The organism is Natronorubrum aibiense (assembly GCF_009392895.1).
Taxonomy (GTDB): Archaea; Halobacteriota; Halobacteria; order Halobacteriales; family Natrialbaceae; genus Natronorubrum; species Natronorubrum aibiense.
In genome coordinates this window covers 42671-63344 of record NZ_CP045489.1, presented here as the reverse complement: position 1 = coordinate 63344, position 20674 = coordinate 42671, and the positions used below count along the sequence as shown (strand labels likewise).

Sequence of the window (20674 nt, the reverse complement as noted above, 5' to 3'; positions counted from 1 at the left end):
CAGTTCCGTAATTCACTCTCAGCCCTTCTGTTCGACAACTTCTGTCACTGCATAGAACGGGACTGTGTCAATGAGCGCAACCAGTAGCTTGACCAAATACTGACCGACGATAATCGAGAGCAGCGCCCAACCCAACGTTGGATCCCCACCGAGCCCAAGAGCCGGAAAGATTGCGAATCCAAGTGTGATGAACACGACTGTATCGATACCCTGACTAACGGCTGTCGACCCGCAGTTCCGTATCCATCGATGGCGACCGGATGTTCGAGCCTTGAGCCTCGAGAACAATCTCACGTCCATGTGCTGAGCAATTGCCAATGCCACGACTGACGCGAGGATAATCGACGCGGAGTCGCCCAACGTAGCTACGAACGCCGTTTGCCCGTCATAGAACGGTGCTGTCGGCATCCAGATTGCCGCGAAGACCAGCAGATACGACACAGCGAGCGTGAAAACGGTCCCGTTGACAACTGATGCCGCGTACTCACGACCGTGGTACTCAACAAGCAAGTCAGATGCGAGGTACGCGACGCCAAACGCAACGAATCCAGCAGGGACGGCGACGCCACCGATGCCAGGTAGCTCAACCCACGTCAATTTCGCCGCCAGCACGTTGGCAAGAACGATGGAGCCAGCAAAAAGAGCGGTGAATATCGCTCGAGTATCCTCAATCTGCACGTTGAACCACCGTCTTAATCTGGATTGTTATCTTACCAGTCGGTAATTCGATACTACTTGGAGCACCTTCAGGTCTTCTTTGAATCATACTAGGGGAATACTTTTGCGGAATATAGTCTTACTGGTTGATCAATCCGATGTGTCGAGAGCTGTTCTTGGATATGGATCAGAGGCTCGTCAAATATTACTGTCAACTTTCGAATCCAGCAGCCTGAAGCGCCTCTGAAATGCTCCTAAACTCGTCACGATACTCAAGGTAGCCAAAGTCTGTCTGTTCATCCAAGTTTGCCGCAGTAGGTGATTCGCTGAGTTGCTGGTAGAGTCCGACCAATTGTATGAGTATCTTTCACGTATCTCGCACAGTATCAGAGTGCCCGTCACACCCATCTATGGCTCGACATGAAATTCAATAAACGAACTCAGGAGAGACTACTCGCTCTATCTTGTGTTTCTCGGCACGATTAACGAACACCGATAGACGATTCCGTTTGCTGATTTCATATCGAAGCTCGATATTGCTGAGGGAGATGGTGGTAGCTCGTGGGAATTCAATTTTGACTATGGGAATAATGGGGAGATACTTCCAGAATACTGTGGTCTCAAACCGTTGTTCGAGTATTGATAGTAGAAATGTCTTATGAATAGAGTACATATCTGTGCAGCCTACAACATCATGCGTGGCGTGAGATAGAACATTTTGTTAGTATCATATAATTTTATTATGAGGCAGCATAGATGTAGGACTGATGCCAGAAAAAACGTCCAACAAAATCAAAAAAGGTGCTGACAAGGTTCTCCGGAAGATCACTAACGAGGAGTACAATGAGGATGCTGGACGGTTCCGTGATAAAGACAATAAGAAGTTCACTCGAGGTCCCAAAACGAACGACGAAGAATAAGTCTTACGATAGGACTGCCAAATCAGTCTTGACTCTCAAACCCAGCAGCCTGAAGCGCCTCTGAAAGGCTCCCAAACTCATTTCGGTAATCAAGATAGCCAAAGTCTGTATTCTCGTCCAATTCCGCCGCGGAAGGTGGCGCACCGAGTTGCTGGCAGAGTCCTACCAACTGCATGAGCATCTGCCGTGTATCTCGTCTATCGCCATCAGTGCCGACATCTTCCGACCTATCGGATTGCAGAGGAGCGTCAGATGTCCAGTCCAACCCAACGTCACCGTCTCGAATATTCTCGATGTTTTCGACGATAGCACGATACTCAGTCGCTACGGTTCGTGGATTCGGTAGGTTCCCGTCGGAACCGAACCGAACACATGCGGGACACACCTGCAGCGAGACACCGAGATTGATCCGCCAAGAGTCAAGTTCTCCGTCGAACCGCTGACGACACACATCACATACTATTGAGTCGGCTATCGATTCGTCAAACGAGAATTCCTGAAGGCTGTCTGCGAGTGATTCGTATTGATCCCTTGCGTTCTCGTACTCCTTCAATGCGACCTCATACTCAGAGTCGTGGAAGGCTCGGTCTCCTGCAGCAGCGTGCTCCCGAGCGGCGGCCACGAGATCACGGACCGTTTGGTGGGGCTCAGACAGTTCAAGACTTTCTTGACGAACTTGGACGCTACGAAGGTGTCGATCGATCCCCGCTACTCGGTCAGGAGCCAGTTCCGTCGCTAATGTTCTGGCCTCTTCTAACGCGTCAACAGCTTCTTCGTACTTCTGTCCCGCAAAATTAGAATCGCTCTCGAAGTGTGCCTTGTCACCAGCATCGGTGGCGTTCTCGGCCTGATTGACGAGATTGTCGATCAGTTGTAGCATCTCTCGGCAGCGACTCTCAATGGACGATACGTCGTCTGCGAATAATTTTGCGCACTGAAAATTATGGAGTGCGCCCTCTAGGTCTTCTATCGCTTCGTCGAATCCACCGTGGTCTCTCGCCTCTCGAGCATTTTCCTGCAATCGCCGTCCTTCTGTAAGATGAGCGTCGTAACGGAACTCGTCAACGCTTTCTATTACGTGATCCACAACTTCGAAAATTGATCCTTCGAACGAACACGTGTCCGCCGGACAACCCATGCTATCGGTCATACCGTCCTCCCTGATGATCGCCCGTCCATCATTATCCCATTCTAATCTATCGTGCTTGAAATTATATCCTAACATCGCCTGAGACTTCCGATATGGTGTCGCAAACTGTTCAGCGCTGATTGCGACTTCTATTGGCGTACTAGCATTTTACTATATTTTAACAACAATTCAATAACCCTCTTGAGTTTGCTATCTTAGACTCGGAACCTTGATTAGCGCGCTTCCGGCGGCCTGCCACTCGGAAGGGGCTACTTGGTTTATCACCAGTAACAGGGTCTACCAAATGAACTTCTATTGTCTGCTTCCCACTGTCTCTGAGCACGGTAAGATGGGCTTATAGTTTATAAATTCTCAGACACTCACTAACATCGCTGAGGGTTCGGAAGAGAGATCGTGAGTTAATCGAGATGGTTCTCACAGTACGTTGCAGTCGCACAAAGAGCACTTGTAGAAAGATTGCTATAGACCACGTCCTCCGCAAGATCCATCGGGATACTCAATTCAAAAGCGACCTGAGAGTAAGCATGAACAATGACCTCAATTCGGTCAACAGGATCCACCTCCATTGTATTGCTCATGGGGTGGTCAAAGTCGAGATGGCTCAGAGTTTCAACCGTGTATTCAAGTATCCGAAGCGATGTCTGTAAGCACAAGTCGGTGAGTTCGTTACTCGTTTCAATATATTCACCAGACACTCGGTATCTGATTCGGGCGACAATCTCGTTTGTCTTCCCGCTGCTTGGCGTATCCAAGACCAGTTCTAGGATGTCACTGTACTCTGAGTCCTCATGTTCAAGTCCCCGTAAGATCCCAATCAGGGACTGCTCACGGCTGTACAACTGACGTGCGAGTTGAGGATGGTCAATCGCTGCTCGGATGCCGCCCAGCTGTGAATTGAATCCATCATACCACGCAAACCACTGTTCTGGATTACCGTAATCCTTGCCGAAGTCGCTAAGAGGGTCTTCAATTCGCTTAATTGCGTCCTTGGTTGGTCTAGGGGGAGTGTGATGGTCTATATCTTCACGATCATCGTAGTCATTGATATCGCCAGTGTACGGGTCAAAGCTTATCCATGGATAAATTTCCCAGTTGGAGGGAGAATCCGATTGATTAATACGTTCCAACTGAGCGGAGATCTGCCCTTCAAGCGGATCAGAATACTCCTGGTTGAGAATATTCGAACCACGAACTGATAGTTCGTTTTGCACTGCATCCTGATCTCTCGGGTTTTGGGTCACGACTCTCACACAGACCGGAGGCGACACAGACGAAGCTCGTATCCCGGAAGCAATTGCTGACGCAGTGGACTGTGTACTGAGTCCGCCAGCACCAGCGCCGATAAGCGGAAGCACAACGGACGGCAACCGGAGATCGGCCACGTAATGGAGACCATTTTTTACCGCTCGCTGAACACTTCCTTCAGTTGCTCTTTTTCCCGCTTTGGCTGGTGTCGCTGCCACGAAAATCAAGTACGAATACGGGAGGTCAAATCCACCGGTGACGACGGCGTCACCGAGTGTGAACGGCGCTTTATTTTGTACGAGAGGCCGAAGTGAGTGCTCTGAGGCATCACATACCGCTCCTGCAACACCACCGTCTAACGACGGATCCGTGGTAATCCCACATATGAGCGCATCAGCACTCTGATTGAGGATATCACCTTCGATGACTCTCGCTATTACTTGGTCCTCTGATGAACCCCTTACTTCGGAAAATTGTCTGATCGAGTTGCCTTCTGTGGGCGGGTCTGGCTGGTTGAAAGTATGGATCGGCCCAGAATCATCGTAGTGTGTGTCGTAAAACTCCTCATAGTCGTCGCACGCAGTGGGATCACGTAGGGTCAGCCACGCACCCTCCTTATACCGGCGAAAGCATCGAATTCCATCAATGAAAACAGGGTTGTCACCATATTGAGTCGGTGTTCCTGGTTCAGATACTGCTCGACTATCGCAGTTATCACAGACGGGATTTGGGTAAGTTTTGTGGGGGATGTAGTCGAATGACCTACCACAGATAGAACAAAAGTGAGGGAAGTCTTCGGGGGTCTCGGCAGTCATGAATAATACTGGCAAACATCCCATTTACTTTTTTCTAAATCAGTTATAGAGTGGCAACGGTCGATCATACGGCAAGTTGAATCCGAGCGACGCACTGTTTCTTTCGAAATTCTTGAATCGGCTATCCGACTCAATGCGCCTTCGAGCCAACACTAGCACCGCGTAGACATGCTTGTACGCTCTTCGGAAGCAGATTGGTGGTCGGAGAGAGCTGGCGCTGTGAAAGCGTAGCGGGCATGTGATACGTCAGCATCATCCGACTATGATCCCAGTTGAAGTGTTTCGCTCGGAGGCGAGCGCCGCGCACCTGCACCAGCAGGTTCGCTGGCGCGAGGGCCTCCAGTGCCCGCGCTGCCAGTCTGAATCGGTGATCAAGTACGGCAGCTATCGAGAGTATCAGCGGTATCGCTGTAAAAATTGTGGACGCACGTTCAATGACAAGACTGGCACGATCTTCGCGTGCGTGGAGATCGGCCTCGATAAGCTGTTGTTCGCGTTCTATTCGTTGCTCCGGTTCAATACGAGTATCCGTCAGTTAGACGCTGAACTTGATGTCTCGTATCGGTCACTTCACCGGCGCGTCGAGCATTCTAGTGATGCGCTCGACGCGCCTCGGATCGATCTCGCTGGGCCAGTCGAGATCGATGAGTTCTACGTCTCCGCCGGGAAGAAAGGCGGCGAGCGCGACGGTTGGTCGCGCTCGCGTGGCCTGTCGAAACGTGGACGAGGAAGCTACGACGGAGATAAGCCACCTGTGTTTGCCCTCGTTGATCGCGGCAGCGATCAGCGATACGTCATCCCGTCGAAATCCGCCGACGAATCAACCGTGCGACTCCTCCTCGATGACCACGAGGAGGAGTCGCTGACAGTCTATACCGACGGATTTCGTGCCTACGACCCATTGGAGAAGGACGAAACGTACCAGCGAGAAGCGGTTATTCACGGCGAAGGCGAGTACGTTGATGGAGACGCACACCTGAATACGTGCAAGAGCCACCGTCGAGGCATCTCGAAGAACAAACTTACCGCGTATCTCAGACTCTTCGAACTTCGCCGGAAAATCCTACGCAAACCCGGACGAGACGCCCTGAAAGAAATCATTCAAACTGTTCTCTGACTCACCAACAATGTCCTTCACAAGAGCGCAGATGTTAGAGTTGGGTAAGCCGGGGTTCGATTACGTCACGGAACGCGTCCATCTGATCAGTTCCCCAGTCGATCAGTTCGTTCTGCTCGTGGGAAGTTAGTTCTTCGACGGGAGCGGGGGTTGATCGTGGAACTTTGATCCGACAGGCTCGCCCGTCGGGAAGTGGTTCCCAGACGACGTCGTTTTCGAGATTCGATTCGATGGTCGTTCGATCCTCTTTGAACGTCTCGAAGATTACTTCGTTCTGATCTGCATCGCCCGCGTCGATATACAACTCGACAGAGAATTCCGTCTCGCCATGAAACACCCATCCGAACGAGATGCCACTGATTCCCGCGCCGAAAGTCAAGTACGACCGTGGTTGCGGGGTTAATCTATTCCAACTTGGGCGGTGTTCTGCATAGGCGTCGACAAGAGCGGTGAAGAATTCCCGATACCCTTGTTCTCGATCGGAGAGTGGGTCACGGAGTTCTCGTTCCCAGTCGTTCGGTTCAACGATGACCGTGAACTCAAACCCGAGGGGAGCGTCATCGGTACCGACGCTGACGATGCGGGGTCGGACACCGAAGAACCGGGCCCCGGAGGAGTCTCGAGTGTTCAGCCAGTCGAGAACGGATCGATGTTCGTCTCGAAATCCTTCAGCGACCCACACGACGAATCTGGCGTCGATACCGGCGGCATATGTTAGCAACTTACCGAGATGGTCGTGGTCAGTTGATCCGAACTGGTTTTCGATTACAACGGGATCGTCCGTTGTGGGTTCTGTCCCGACAAGGTCGGCGGTGTAGTCTCCAACTGCGGTCTCTCTATTGACATCGTTGATCTCAATGCCGATCAGCGACGCGAGTTGATCAACGTTTTCGAGAAGCCACGGCGTAAAATCCTGCTCTTCGTGCTCCCAAACCTCCCGTAACGGGACTTCATCGATCTTCTGAAGTTCACTGATATCCATAGATGTTGTTTCGCGGAAATCCAGTATAGAAATATTGCCTCGGGAAACTTGTGCTGGTTTCAAACGGCGTTCAAGTCCACTTATCTGTATGATAAATTTGACATTTTTTCAGTGAGTGTAGCAATCTCGACTCACTCGACACAGGGTTCGATGCGCGGCAGTATTACCGGATCGTGCTTGCGTGCCGTGACTTTCGGGATGCAATGCGCAGGGAACTCTCGGATGCGTCGATGCTAAACGTCCACACGTTGATCCACCTGTCTCAAGACTTCCAGAACGATTAAGCGCAGGCTGAGAGGGTCCCCACGATATCTCGTCTATCCGTCCCATTCGATGGGGCGCTCGACGATCGGGTCATCGCTGAGGTCGAAGCTCCGCAGGTTGAGTTGCACCTCACGCTCGCGGCGTTCGTGATCTATATGCGAATTGTTGTCCGTCACGTGAGAAACCAGACAACTCGGAAAAATTTCCGTGAGGAAGCCGACATCGAGATGCTGCGTGAAACTCTGGATATAGGTGGTGCTGACATTATCGAAATAGATAATGAATAGACCGATATGGAAGAGACTTGCAAGCGAAGGGAGAACGAGATGGATATGGGCCGAGACGGGAGTAGTTACTCGCGGTGTTTGAGAACTGGTTCGACAGAAGTCGTCGAACCTCGTCCCTGGTCAGTCATATCTGTGTTGCCAAAATATATAAATATTAGGTGTACCCCTGAACCGGTTCGTGCGCCATTTTCAATTCCTGCTTTTCACGGCTTGTGAGTTCATTTTTCTCCTTAAAACATCATGAAACTATCTCCCTTGAAACGCTGATTTCGACGGTTTCGAGGTCTAAGAGTCAATTATTCATGGAAAGTATTATATGACATTCAGTCGTAGGTGAATATACGGCAGACAGCTACCCGCGAACCTCGTCCCTGGTCGGAGAGGACGTGTCGGTAGCAATACGCCGTGAGTCAAAACTATGTCAACCGACACTGCACACGCAGCGGGGATCCAATATCTCTGCCTGACGACGATAGCGTCTTGTATCGCCACTGCCGCAGACAGCGCCGCGACGGCCATTGACGCAGCCGCCGGCACTCTCATGGAGGGATCTCGATGAGTCACAAACTGACGATCGCAGCGGAGTTCGATCGGGGGGCACTGGTCGAGGTGACCTACACTGGCACGCTCGAGATCTCCGGTGAGGACCATGCGTACTACGTCCCCGATAGGGCGCTGCGAGATGCTGGAATGCAGAAAATCAACGAAACAGAGACCTCAGATGCGTACCGGGACAGTGACACCGGATTCGACTGGGACGCCGTCGAGGACCTTGTTAGCCCGATTGATATTGTCGAACTCGCCGAACAGGAGACTCTGAACCGATCGGATGGTGACGTCGGTAGGGGAGGGAAACGAGGGCCCTACTGGAGCAGTCGAGGCGCAGACGAGGAGTTGACGGTGCCCGGCGGCGTCGTCAAATTTGCAGACCCCGACGCAGAGGACGGGAAGACAAAGCGCGACCCGATCGAACGCGGGCTACTGTGGGGCACGCTGAAAGACCGCGTCCTGGTCGAGGCGCGCCAGGCTGAGTTACAGTACCAGAACGATGTCCGGCAGAGTAGTGTCCGCACTGTGCGCCTCCCCATCGCCATATTCAATACGGGCACCGAAACGATCGCCGCTTACCTTGCGGCGCACGACCACTACGACCGATCAATCGCGCACGTGACTGACACCGAAGAGGAAGAGGTTCAAGAGATCCTCAATCGATTTGTACCAGACGATTACCAGTGAGCCACTTCAGTATGGAAGTGCAGCCAAGAGCGCAACCATCGCGATGAGTTCACCATCCCCTGCGACAACCCCCAACCGCCGACTGCCCTCGAGGCAGGTGGCTACTCGATCGACGACCCACGAACTCGCCGTGCACTGAACGAAAAGCTGGATATCCGCTTTGCGACACTAGGCCCGATCTACGCGGTCAAAAGCGAGAGTAGGAACACCTACGACGTCGATATCGAGGCAGCGACGTGTACCTGTCCCGATTTCGAGCAGCGCCAGACAGATGACGGCTGCAAGCATCTTCGTCGTGTCGACCTCGAGATCCGTACTGGACTTGTCCCTGCGCCGGATGGCACGTTTAGCCGCTGACTGTGGAGTGACCTCGTCACTCGAGACGGTTTGTATCCCCCGAAAGGGGGGCGGGGGGTCGAAGGGAGTCCACCGCAGCAACCCATGAAACGAAGAGACACAGCAGTCACGTCGATAGAGAGTGAGACAAAACCATTCCTGAAGCCTGGAATTGCCAGATGATTCTCAAAGTTAAGCAGACTCGAGGAGTTCACATCATACTCGGCGCAGACGCTGAATTCTGTGAGAAAGTCGTGTCAGCATGTGAGCTGCGTGGAGAGTGGTTCGAATCACACGGTGACAAGGAAATCGGAGACCGACTGGACGCGATCGCGACAATCTGGATGGTGGGACGTCGACACGGTCGGATCCACACTCGAGTTACGCGGCTTGCCCTCGCCGCTGACGCCTGTGAGTGGTACGCTGAATCGCTTCAGAGAATTCCCGAGGGTGAACTCGCACATCAAGCAAAAGAGGCTTGTTGGCAGCCACAGAGCGTAATTAGAGAGTTTTACTCAATGAACGACTGTGACGGCAAAATTCTGGGACAAGGTAGTCGCTTTGTATAGGTTCGTTCGGCGGAAATACTGGAAGCAGTGGTGTGTCCTACTTGGAATTGAATTAGCCCACAATGAGAGAATCGTTCAATGAAGTGAGACCACGATCAGAGACCACCGATTCAATCGTAACAGGAACCTTGGTCTTTCTATCCTCACGACATTACACAAACTCCAATGGCACTACCAAGAGTCCGGGGGTGAGAGACACCACCCATTCAAACGTTTCCGGCCAAAATTCCTTCTGATTGGCCCCAGATACCCACCACCGGTTCAAACGTTTAGAGCCGATAAATGGACTCTACTACCGGATCTCATCGAAAATCACCCCTCAGTAAAGGAAATTACCCAGAACACACCACCAATTCAAACGTTCTCAAAGCACTAGCAGTGCGGATCTAGTTATCACGCAGTTATAATAAATCTATCCCAGTCACTAGACCCTCATTCGAAGAAATTGAAGCCATCAAGTGCTCTCTCGTGGTAAAACGATTGAAGGAGTGGTGTCTCTCTCCACCAGTATCGATCGAAACGAACGAATCGTTCGTAACGTTCGCACCGGTGGTTTTATTGGAGTGTTGGAAGATTAGCAAATGATGACGCTCTTCGAGCGATCTGAGGCGATCTTTGAGGATGAAAACGTTCTCCATGACGACTATCAGCCCGAATCGCTCGAGGAACGAGACGAGGAACTCGAACAGTATACTGCATATCTCCAACCCGTCATCAACGGTTCACAGCCTCGAAACATCTTCCTCTATGGAAAGACGGGTGTCGGGAAAACAGCCGTCACGAAGTATCTCCTCCGCCATCTCGAGGAAGACGCCAAACAGTACGATGACCTCACAGTGACGACGGTCTATCTCAACTGTGAAGATCTGACCAGTAGTTATCGGGTTGCTGTTGAACTCGTCAATACATTTCGTGAGCCATCCGAGCAAATCAGTCGCACTGGCTATCCGCTGAATGCCGTCTATGAAAAGTTGTGGGCAGAACTTGATCAGATCGGTGGAATGGTCCTGATCGTCCTGGACGAAGTCGACTACATCGGCGATGACGACTCGATTCTCTATCAACTTCCGCGTGCACGCAGCAACGAAAAAATCGAACACGCTCGTATCGGGATCATCGGCATCAGTAACGACTTCAAATATCGCGAAAAGCTCGATCCACGTGTCGAAGATACCCTCTGCGAACGCGAACTCCACTTTCCGCCATATGACGCAAACGAGCTCCAGAATATTCTCGAAAAGCGAGCAGCGCTAGCGTTCAAAGACGGCATTCTCGAGGGCGACGTCGTCCCATTGTGTGCAGCATTTGCTGCGCAGGATAAGGGCAGTGCCCGCCAAGGGCTTGATCTGCTTCTCGAGGCAGGGGACCTAGCCCGCCGGCGAAACGATCCCGTCGTTACCGAAGATCACGTTCGCGAGGCAAAGCAACTGCTCGAAAAGCAACGGATCGAGGAGAGCATGAAGGAGCTCACCTCGCATGGACATCTCACACTCTTAGCTGTGGTCACTGCAACAGTTGTAGATCCCTCTCAGATCCCATTTCAAAAGCAACAGCTCTATGAGCAGTATCAAGATCTTGCAGTCGCGACTAATCGAGATCCGCTTGGTGGGAGAGCCTTCCACAATCACTTAGCCGAACTCTCGATGCTCGGCATCCTCGATCGAACAAAACGAAACGAAGGCAGAGGTGGTGGAATCTATTATGAGTATGAAATTGACGTGCCGATTGACGCCGCGCTGTCGACACTCGAGCATTTGCATATGAGCGATGAACTAGATATGGAGTCTCTTCGACAGAATGCAGAGAATCAAGGCCTTTTGTGATTCCTTGGGAACTGATCTCTGATCGGCCCACACACCACCGATTCAAACGTTTCTCGGATTGGTACAGCAGTCACACTTTACAGAGAAGTAAGGTGAGTGCCTTGAGGCTTGACCCCGAGGCGGTTCACCATATCTCAAAAATCTCCGTGGCCTCTCCAGTATGACGAACACTCAAACTACCAGGTTCCTTGTCAACTACCCCATCCTAAGCGCCTTCGGCGCTTTGAGGGTGGAACTTGTCCGTGGACTCGGCGTCAAACCCTTCCGGGTGGGCGGTGAATCCGCCACTCGGCGTCACAGTCCCAGACTTCAGGGCAAGTTGACTGTTGCCCGTCCGTCGAGACGACTGTTGGCCCCGGCGGACATACCGCATACCGATGTTCTTCGCTGCGTTGTAGTCCGCGTTCGCTTCCGACTCGCAATTCACACATCGGAAGTCGTTGCGAGTCGAGCGATTCTCGCCAGCCGTGAATCCGCACTCGGCGCACCGCTTCGATGTGTACGCCGAACCCACTTGCTTCACCGAGAAGCCTTCCGCTTCGGCCTTATACTTCACCTGTTCGTACAGCGTTCGGAACGCCCACCTGTGACCCCACGACGCTCCCGTGCGGTCGCGGATGTGGGTTAAGTCCTCGAACGCTATCACGTTGCACTCGTATCGGAGTGCTTCATCCACAATCGCGTTGGACGCTTGGTGGAGTACGTCACGGATATATCGAAGTTCCCGGCCACTCGACTGTTCGAGTGTCCGGTGGGCGCTTCGCGTCCCGGTCTGTTGGAGTCCGGCACGTACCTTCTCAAACTCGCGGAGGTCGTGTGTTGACTCTCGCCCGCTGAAGAAGTAGGCGGTGCTTGTGACGGCGAGATTTTCGATACCGAGGTCAACCCCGAGGACCGTTCCGTCCTCGGCGGTGTTCTGCTCGGTGTCGTTCTTGGGTCGGCGAAAGCCGATATGCAAGAAGTAGTCGCCGTCACGGGTGGTGAGCGTACTTTCCGTGACGCTCCACGTGTCCGAGTCGAGGTACTGCCGTTGGTAGCCATCATCGGCGTCGGGCAGAGCAAGTTCACACCGGACACGACTCTTCGTTGTGGAGAGAGAGACTGTGCCGTCATCGAACAGTGTCATGGTCCGAGTGTCGTATTTCACCGTGGGTGCGGTGAACGTGGGCTTGCTGACTTTCTTGCCTTTGGACCGGCGCTCGATACAGCCGGTGATTGCTTGTGCGGCTTGGTGGGTGGCGAGAATCGCGTGCTGACTACCGAGGTCGGTGTGTTCGCGCACGTCGTCGTAGGCGAGGGGCTGTACGTCGCTTTTTGTGTTACACTTGCCCCACGCCATGTCCGTGGCGATTTGGCAACCACGCTTCCACTCGGAGATAGTTTCCTCAAGCAACTCGCGTTGCTCACCGTCTACCGAGAGGCAGGTGATTGCCGTCCGACACACGTAGTCGTCCACCACGTATTCAATGTAGGCAAGCGGCTTCTTCTAGGTTGGTATTTGTGCCCTATACGAACGCGCTCCTCCCTACTCACTTGCTTCGCTCGTTCTTTGAGGAAGGGGACTCCGCGCTACCGCATCAGTTGAAGCAAGCGCAAGCGTCTCTATAATAAAAGCAGGCAGAGTACCCCGGGCCACCGTGCCCGGGGGTGAATGCCGTCGACTTAATGAGCAACCCACGTCGCGCTGGTGCGTGGTTTTAACTTGAATTGGTCTGATGAGTTAGATGTAACGATGGATGAGCTTGTTGAGACGCTACGTTTCCGCCTCCACATAGAGAGTGGGGAGCGCTGGCGTCTCAAACAGGCTCGGTTCGACGCTCGGCCCATCGCTAATCACACCTGGGCAATGCGTGAACTCGGATACAGTAAGACCGAGATTGCAAAGCAAGTCATGCCGACCGAGAATGACTTCGTGAAAAATAACGCACAAGCCGTTGTGTGGAAAGCTTGTGACGCTTACGACGCGTACGAAAGTGCGTTGAAGAAGTGGCGTAACAGCGACAACCGCGACGAGTTACCGAAGCCACAGCCGCCGTCGACTGATTCATGGGGAGCGTTCCCGCTCGTTATGAACCACAGCGAAGGATACGAACTGCAAGTTCGTGACGACAACCGTGTTGGCTATCGCATCAGTGCCCAGCCATACAAGGAGAAGGTACGTGGGTTTCTTCGCGGGGCAAAACAGGATCTTGATCGCGTCAAGCATGCGCTAGATTCCGCGAGTGATTTAGAGGTGGGTCGGGCTGAGGTTGTGTATCGAGAGGGCGTGTACTACCTACACGTCCCGATACGACACCCCATCACAATTGACGCTGCGGAAGACGCAGAGTCAGTCATCGCCATCGACATCAACGAACGCAACATCACCACCACCGTTCTCGACCGAGAGTCGCGTGAAACGCTCGCGCAACTCACCATCGATTACGGCCAAGTAAAGCAAAAGCGCCAGCGATACTACGACATCAAACGTCGCTGCCAGGAACACGGCAAACACAGCGAAGTTCATCGAATCGGAAACCACGTCGAGAACTTTACTGAGTGGACGCTACACCGACTCAGCAAAGTCATCGAACACTACGTACAATGGTTCCCGAACCCGGTTGTGGTGTTTGAGTCGCTCGAAGGCATTCGCAACGACATCGACTACGGTAGCTATATGAACCGCCGATTGCACAAGCTGCCGTTCCACGAGTTTGAACGGCAAGTCACGTACAAAGTCCACCGTCACGGCGCTCCGGTCGAGCATGTCGATTCCGAGTATAACTCACAGCGTTGCTCGATGTGTGGCGAGAAAGGCTCTCGAAACGGTGGACGGTTCACGTGCAAAAACGATACGTGTGCTCTCAAGCAAGATCACTCGGATCGAAACGCGTCGGTGAATGCTGCGGTACGATGGATTGCGAAAACAGAGACTGGCGATGACAGTCACAGCAGCGCGGATAACTACCGACCTCGCAAAACCCCGCCTCAAGTGCGGGTGCGCCGGGTCGGGTCGGGACGCCACACCACCACCTCTTGTGGTGGCGTGGACGTAAACCGTCCAACCTCATCCCACGAGATCGCCTCACAGGGAGTGCTTCACAGCTAAACTTGAGGGAACTACAAAAGCCGCGGGCCACCGCGCCCGCGGTCGTTTACATGTCTTTTCCAGTGATTGCCGTAGGTAAGAGCGTCTACAAGAAGACTTTAGACGTTGGTATTTGACAATCATTTTAATCAGAACGGATGTCAAATCGACCTACAACCCTTAATGATCACGACCCTCTTGCTCACACCATCCTGCGAGTCTTAGAAGACTTCATCGATGAGGTCGGGGCTCGTGAGTGCACCGCACACTTCGACAAAGTCGTCGACGGAAAGTACTTCCTGAAGGGGAAGCACCTCATTCAGAAGCCAGAGCGTTTCACTGAGGATCACTTGGTGTTCCCAATGCTCCGTCGAGCTTTCGGGTACTCAATCCGTCCACAACCGAAGCAGTACGCGCCTCGGTGGCCAAGAGGTGGAGGTGTTCCGGATTTCTGCATTACATCCATTCCAATTGAGGCAGCAATGCAGCACGATCTCCGGTTCTTCGGAGAGGTAAAACCTCCAAAGAAGATCGAGAATGCACGGAACGACGTAGTGGATTATCTTGATAGCGATCTCAATGTAAACGCTATCGCAATCCTTACTGACGGGTTTGAATGGGAGCTCTGGGTTCGACCAAAAGGCGAACCAATAGACGACTTGGAGAATCCGTACGCTGCAGCCAACCTCAAGCCCTCTCTCAAAACCGTAAGAACACGGAACAAAGTCACTACTCCGTATCAATCACATGAGGTGCGGAACAACATCGACACGGAGGCATTTTCCAATTTCGCACTCGATGCTGTTTTAGACGTGATTGAAACGGAATTCGGTGTAGACACTAACTCGTTCTGACTAAAGTTCAACGGAATCAGAACCGAGCGGGCCTCGAGTACATCGGCGAAACCGGACGAAGCACACGTGGGCGAGTGAGTGCGTTAGCTCGAAACGTCTACTCCGACGAGATGCCGTTCCGTGATCCGCATACTGCTGCGCCGTGTCTCTGGACCGTCCGGGATCAGTCCGGGCCCGGATTCGAAGTGTCGACTGCGAGACCACCGCTTACCGACGATGCCCAAGACCGGAAAGGACTCGAGGCGGCATGCATCGCACTCGCTCGTCGAGAAATGGGTGAGAGCCCAACGGCCAACTTTGGACGGATCATTCCAGGGTATTCCCAATCCAGCTACCGAAGTGACGGCTACGTCGGCGGCCCACTCGAGGACGTCGAGGGGCCGCAATGGCCAGCTTTGACCGGGCTGTTATAAATCGGAAACATATGTCAGCGCATGTCGTGGGCTGTCATCCTTGTCCACCCGGGTTCGTGATAATGACTAACTTACCACATGGTATTGGAGGTGTCGATGGCAAGTTCAGAAGACGATCCCACAGCACAACACAATGCAGAAATCCTGTCGATCGATGCTGGCGGCACGATGACGGATACGTTCCTCATGGACTCGAACGGCGATTTTACCGTGGGGAAGGCGAAAACCACGCCGGACGACGAATCACGGGGATTCATCAAGTCCTCTCAGGATGCCCTCGAGGACTGGGGGTTGAGCGTCGAAGAGGGTTTCCCGAACCTCGTCTCGACGGTCTACTCCGGCACGGCGATGCTCAACCGACTGGTCGAGCGGGAAAGTGAGGTCGACGTCGGCATCCTCATCACTGGCGGGATGGAGGACACCCTTCGGATGGGACGTGGCCGCCAATCGTACACCGGCTACTCCTATTCGGATCGACTCCACGTCAACACGCACAAACACCCCGAGCCGCTGATCCCGCGCAATCGGATCCGCGGCGTTCGAGAGCGTATTGACGTCAAGGGGAACACGCTGGTGCCGCTGTACGAAGACGACGTCCGCGAGGGCGTCGACGACCTACTCGACCAGGGCGTCGACCATATCGTCGTCATGTTCCTCCACTCCTACAGGAACGGAGAGCACGAACACCGAACCGCCGAAATCGCCCGTAAGATAATCGACGAGCGAGGGGCAGAGACGTCGGTCATGCTCTCGAGCGAGTACTACCCGACGCTCAAGGAGTCCGAACGGCTGAACACGGTGACTGCGGAAGCGTTCGCTGCTGAGCCATCACGCGACCAACTCTCGAACATCCAGGAGGCCGTCGACGAACAGGGCGGTAACGTCGGTGTGCGGGTGATGGCGAGCCACGGCGGGACGATCGACATCAACGCGAACGAGTTGGCACGGACACTGATCTCCGGGCCGATTGGTGGGATGATCGGGGCGAACTACTTCGGACAGAAACTTGATTACAACAACCTCGTCTGTACCGATATCGGCGGGACCAGCTTCGACATGGGCATCATCATCGACAACGACTGGCAGATCGATTACAGCCCGGAGATGGCGCGGCTGCTCCTATCGCTGCCGATGGTGAACATGGAAAGCGTCGGTGCTGGGACGGGCAGCTACGTCCGGGTGAACCCCACCTTCGACAAGATCGAACTCGGTCCAGAAAGCGCCGGTGATCAGGTCGGTGTCAGCGCGGTCGAAACCGACGTCGAGACGGTGACGGTGACCGACTGCCACGTGGCGATGGGCTGGATCAATCCGGAGAACTTCCTGGGTGGCGACATGCCGATCGACCGCGAGGTGGCCGAACAGGAGATCAAAAAACAGATCGCCGATCCGCTCGATATGGGCGTCTACGAGGCGGCCCAAGGCGTCATCGATATCCTCGAGAGCAAGCTTCGAAACGACCTCGAGGCCGTCGTGACCGGCGAAGGCTACGCGCCGTCGAACTTCAAGTGTCTCTCCTACGGCGGTGGCGGCCCAGTCCACACGGCCGGATACACGAAGGATCTGGGCTTCGACGAAGTGCTGATCCCCGAGTGGGCGGCCGGGTTCTCGGCGTTTGGTTGCGGCGCAGCCGACTACGAGTACCGCTACGACCAGACGACCAGTATCGACATCGATCCCGATCTCTCGATGGAAGAGGCAGCGGCGACCGCCGGCGAGGCGCTTACGGAGGTCTGGAAGAACCTCGAGCAGAAGGTCGAAAACGAGTTCGAGAACAGTAACATCGGCCGCGATGAAATCGAGTTCCAGTACAACATCCTCGGCCAGTACCAGGGCCAGCTCAACAGTATCGACATCGAGTCCCCGGTTGGCCGCGTCGACTCGCCGGAGAAACTCGAGCGATTGCTGGATACCTTCGAAGAGGGGTACCGCCGACAGTACTCCGAAGAGGCCCGTTCGCCGGAGCTCGGACACACCATCACGCAGGCATCCGTCCGCGGTGTCCGGGACGTTGTCAAGCCAGAGATTCCGACCGAGGAGCTACAGGGACCGGAGCCACCCGCAGACGCCTACAAAGAGACGCGGGAGGCCTACTGGGACGGCGAGTGGCTAGACACAGAGATCTATGACCTACACGCACTCCAGCCCGGAAACGAACTCAGCGGCCCAGCGATCCTCGAGGGCGCTGCCACGACGTACGCGTTGCCACCGGATTGTGAGACCCGGTTAGACGAACACCGTGTCCACCACCTCACCACGATCGAATAGCGCGGAAAACCGCTTTCGTACGGAGATGCATCTGCCCGTCTCCGTGACCGCCGCTTTCGAGTTCGGTCAACCGGTGTGGCAGGTGCACTGTACGAGCCCGCATCTGGCTCTGAGCAGATGTGACGAAATCAATACGAATACACCATGAGCACGGAACCAGACGAAGGGGAAAGCTTCCCCCGGATGCGACGCGAGAAGGAAACAGTCCGAGAACAACAGCAGGAGGGTGTCGGCATCGGCTGGGACGGCCAGACGCTTCGCGAACAGTTCGAAGCCCTCGAGGAAGAAACCGAAGAGACGGGACACTACGCCGGCTTCGAGAAACTTGAGCTGAAACAGAACAACCCGATCGAATACGAGCAGATGTTCGCCCAGCTCCGTGGCGACCTCGTGAACGCGCGTGAAACCTCGAAAGAGGTCGCCGCGACACCGATCGTCGAGCAGGAGGGTGAGCTGTGCTATGGCCTCTTTACCCCGGAGGGCGACTCGATCGCTGTCTCGACGGGGATCATCGTGCACATCCACACGATGAGCGAGGCGATCAAGTACATGATCAACCACGATTACGAGGAGAGTCCCGGCATCGAGCCTGGTGACATCTTCGTCAACAACGACACCCACGTCGGTGACGTCCACGCGTGCGACATCATGACGCTCATCCCGATCTTCCACGAGGGGGAGCTCGTCGCCTGGGCTGGGGGCGTCAATCACGTCATCGACACCGGCGCGATCGGCCCGGGAAGCATGAACGTCTCACAGGCGTCTCGCTTCGGAGACGGTGCCTACTACACGGCCCGCAAGGTCGGCGAAGATCTCAAACTGTACAACTCCTGGAAGAAAGATTACCCGGACAAGACGCGGACGCCGGACTTCCTGAAGCTCGACGAGCGAACGCGGATGACTGGCTGTCTGATGATCCGCGATGCGGTCAAAGATATCATCGACGAGTACGGCGTCGAGCAGTTCAAACAACTCTCGCGTGAAGCGATCGAGGACGGGCGCCGGGGCTTCCGGAACCGCATCAAGAAAACGATGTTGCCCGGCACCTATCGCGGGGCCTCCTTTGTCGACGCGCTGTATGAGGGACAGGACAACTTGACCCGTGCGTACGCGGACGAAAACCACCTCATGCATGCTCCCTCGGAACTGCACGTTCGCGAAGACGGCTCGTTCCAAGTCTCGTTCGAAGGCGCCAACAAGTGGGGGTGGCATCCGTACAACTGTACGCCCGCGGCAATCCAGGGCGGGATCTGGGTGATGCTCACCCAAACGGTGATCCCGAACTCGAACGTCAACGACGGCGCGTACTACAGCTGTGACTTCCACCTGCCGGTCGGTTCGTGGGCCAATACCCAGAACACGGAGACCGCCCATGCCTACGCCTGGCACTTCCTGGTGTCGGCGTGGGCACCGCTCTGGCAACACCTCTCGCGAGGGTACTACTCGCGCGGCTTCTGGGAGGAGATCAACGCCGGGAACGCCAACACCTCGAACTGGCTCCAAGGCGGCGGTATCGACCAGTTCGACAAACTACACGCTGTCAATTCCTTCGAGTCTGCCTGTGAGGGCGTCGGCGCGCGTTACGTCGAGGACGGCGAACCCCACGCCGCGGCGATCTGGAACCCCGAAGGTGACATGGGCGACGCCGAGGTCTGGGAGATGACCGAGCCACTGCCGTTCCTGGGACGGGCTGTCAAGCCAAACACCGGCGGTGCGGGTCGTCGTGCAGGTGGTGCTGGCTTCGAGTCCATGCGAACGGTCAAAGACGTCAGCAGGTGGCTCCTCTACGAGATGGGCAACGGCTACATGACCAGCGACGGCGGCCTCTTCGGTGGCTATCCTGCCGCGTCAGGGTACATCCTCAACGCGCAGAACACCGATCTCGAGGAACGCTTCGAGAATCAAGAGGACTACCCACAACACGATCTCGATCCCGAGAGCGGCGACTTCGAATCCAAAATCAACGGCGATATCACCCGCCGGCCGGAGGGGATAAGCACGCCAAAAGAGTTCGACGACTACGACATGTACCTGAACTACCTCCGCGGTGGCTCGGGACTGGGCGATCCCCTCGAGCGTGAGCCCGAGGACGTCGTCGCAGACATTCACGATGGATACGTTCTCCCCCGGCACGCCAAGGACGCCTACGCCGTCGTTGTTGAGAAGGTCGACGACGAGGCCAAGCACAACTCCGCGGTGCAAGGCGAGTGGGAACTCGACGAAGAGGCGACCAAGGAACTACGTGAAGAGCGGATGCAAGAACGCGCCGAGACAGCCAAGCCGGTCACGGAGTGGTACGAGGAACAACGCGATCGCATCCGCACCGAGACGGACCTCATCGACGACGTCAAGAAGACCTACGAGAGCAGCATGCGGATGAGCAAGCAGTTCGCCGAGTTCTACCACGAGTTCTGGGAGCTGCCCGAGGACTTCGAATTCACGCTGAGCGAGAAAGCGGAAAAATCCCTCGAGAACCGATTCAAGACTGGTCTCAAACAGAAGTGGGACAATCCGACGAAGGGCCACGAGACGTGGCTCGACGTCGGCCGCGATGACGAACCGGAAGTGCCCTACACTTGGACGGCCGGCCGGACGATTCAAGACTTGCCAACGCCCGATGCATCGTTCAATGACATGACCGCAGAACCAGCAACAGACGACGACTAATACG

At 54.6% G+C, this 20674-nt stretch carries 14 protein-coding genes and 1 pseudogene; 10 read left to right on the top strand and 5 right to left on the bottom strand.

What is annotated here, in order from left to right; translation table 11 throughout:
• Positions 1-18: 18 nt before the first annotated feature.
• Entirely contained in the window at positions 19-678 is a 660-nt protein-coding gene (locus tag GCU68_RS16890; protein ID WP_152943797.1) for a queuosine precursor transporter, read from the bottom strand.
• A 746-nt stretch (positions 679-1424) separates the two neighbouring features.
• Between GCU68_RS16890 and GCU68_RS16885 the strand changes: the two genes are divergently transcribed.
• Positions 1425-1577 (top strand): hypothetical protein, encoded by a 153-nt coding sequence (locus GCU68_RS16885; protein ID WP_152943796.1) that lies wholly within the window; start codon positions 1425-1427, stop codon positions 1575-1577.
• 22 nt (positions 1578-1599) lie between these two features.
• On the opposite strand, the gene GCU68_RS16880 is transcribed toward GCU68_RS16885, so the two are convergent.
• Together GCU68_RS16880 and GCU68_RS16875 are read right to left on the bottom strand one after the other, a co-directional pair.
• Positions 1600-2727 carry a homing endonuclease associated repeat-containing protein gene (locus GCU68_RS16880; protein ID WP_152943795.1) on the bottom strand — a complete coding sequence of 376 codons (1128 nt, stop codon included), beginning with the start codon at positions 2725-2727 and terminating at the stop codon, positions 1600-1602.
• A 398-nt stretch (positions 2728-3125) separates the two neighbouring features.
• Entirely contained in the window at positions 3126-4787 is a 1662-nt protein-coding gene (locus tag GCU68_RS16875) for a macro domain-containing protein (protein ID WP_161991514.1), read from the bottom strand.
• Between the two features lie 262 nt (positions 4788-5049).
• On the opposite strand from GCU68_RS16875, the gene GCU68_RS16870 reads away from it, so the two are divergent.
• Positions 5050-5904, top strand: coding sequence for an IS1595 family transposase (locus GCU68_RS16870; protein ID WP_152943793.1), 855 nt, complete (start codon positions 5050-5052; stop codon positions 5902-5904).
• Between the two features lie 34 nt (positions 5905-5938).
• On the opposite strand, the gene GCU68_RS16865 is transcribed toward GCU68_RS16870, so the two are convergent.
• The gene (locus tag GCU68_RS16865) at positions 5939-6949 is read right to left on the bottom strand and encodes a DUF4268 domain-containing protein (RefSeq protein WP_319633699.1); all 1011 of its coding nucleotides are present in this window, start codon (positions 6947-6949) and stop codon (positions 5939-5941) included.
• A gap of 1043 nt (positions 6950-7992) precedes the next feature.
• On the opposite strand from GCU68_RS16865, the gene GCU68_RS16860 reads away from it, so the two are divergent.
• The 3 genes and pseudogenes from GCU68_RS16860 (at position 7993) to GCU68_RS16850 (ending at position 11401) form a co-directional block, all read left to right on the top strand.
• Positions 7993-8673 (top strand): hypothetical protein, encoded by a 681-nt coding sequence (locus GCU68_RS16860; protein ID WP_152943792.1) that lies wholly within the window; start codon positions 7993-7995, stop codon positions 8671-8673.
• 15 nt (positions 8674-8688) lie between these two features.
• Positions 8689-9030 (top strand): annotated as a pseudogene (locus tag GCU68_RS16855) (SWIM zinc finger family protein); the annotation flags it as partial.
• 1132 nt (positions 9031-10162) lie between these two features.
• Positions 10163-11401, top strand: a complete 1239-nt coding sequence (locus tag GCU68_RS16850; protein ID WP_152943791.1) for an orc1/cdc6 family replication initiation protein — start codon at positions 10163-10165, stop codon at positions 11399-11401.
• A gap of 205 nt (positions 11402-11606) precedes the next feature.
• Here GCU68_RS16850 and GCU68_RS16845 read toward each other — a convergent pair whose 3' ends face one another.
• Positions 11607-12860, bottom strand: a complete 1254-nt coding sequence (locus tag GCU68_RS16845; RefSeq protein WP_152943790.1) for an RNA-guided endonuclease InsQ/TnpB family protein — start codon at positions 12858-12860, stop codon at positions 11607-11609.
• 273 nt (positions 12861-13133) lie between these two features.
• Here GCU68_RS16845 and GCU68_RS16840 point away from each other — a divergent pair, with 273 nt between their 5' ends.
• The 5 genes from GCU68_RS16840 (at position 13134) to GCU68_RS16820 (ending at position 20670) form a co-directional block, all read left to right on the top strand.
• The gene (locus GCU68_RS16840; protein ID WP_152943789.1) at positions 13134-14489 is read left to right on the top strand and encodes an RNA-guided endonuclease TnpB family protein; all 1356 of its coding nucleotides are present in this window, start codon (positions 13134-13136) and stop codon (positions 14487-14489) included.
• A 137-nt stretch (positions 14490-14626) separates the two neighbouring features.
• Entirely contained in the window at positions 14627-15322 is a 696-nt protein-coding gene (locus GCU68_RS16835; protein ID WP_152943788.1) for a hypothetical protein, read from the top strand.
• 74 nt (positions 15323-15396) lie between these two features.
• Positions 15397-15735, top strand: coding sequence for a hypothetical protein (locus GCU68_RS16830; RefSeq protein ID WP_152943787.1), 339 nt, complete (start codon positions 15397-15399; stop codon positions 15733-15735).
• A 96-nt stretch (positions 15736-15831) separates the two neighbouring features.
• On the top strand, positions 15832-18003 hold the full coding sequence (locus GCU68_RS16825; protein WP_152943786.1) for a hydantoinase/oxoprolinase family protein: 2172 nt from the start codon (positions 15832-15834) through the stop codon (positions 18001-18003).
• Between the two features lie 144 nt (positions 18004-18147).
• The gene (locus GCU68_RS16820) at positions 18148-20670 is read left to right on the top strand and encodes a hydantoinase B/oxoprolinase family protein (protein WP_152943785.1); all 2523 of its coding nucleotides are present in this window, start codon (positions 18148-18150) and stop codon (positions 20668-20670) included.
• Positions 20671-20674: the final 4 nt, after the last annotated feature.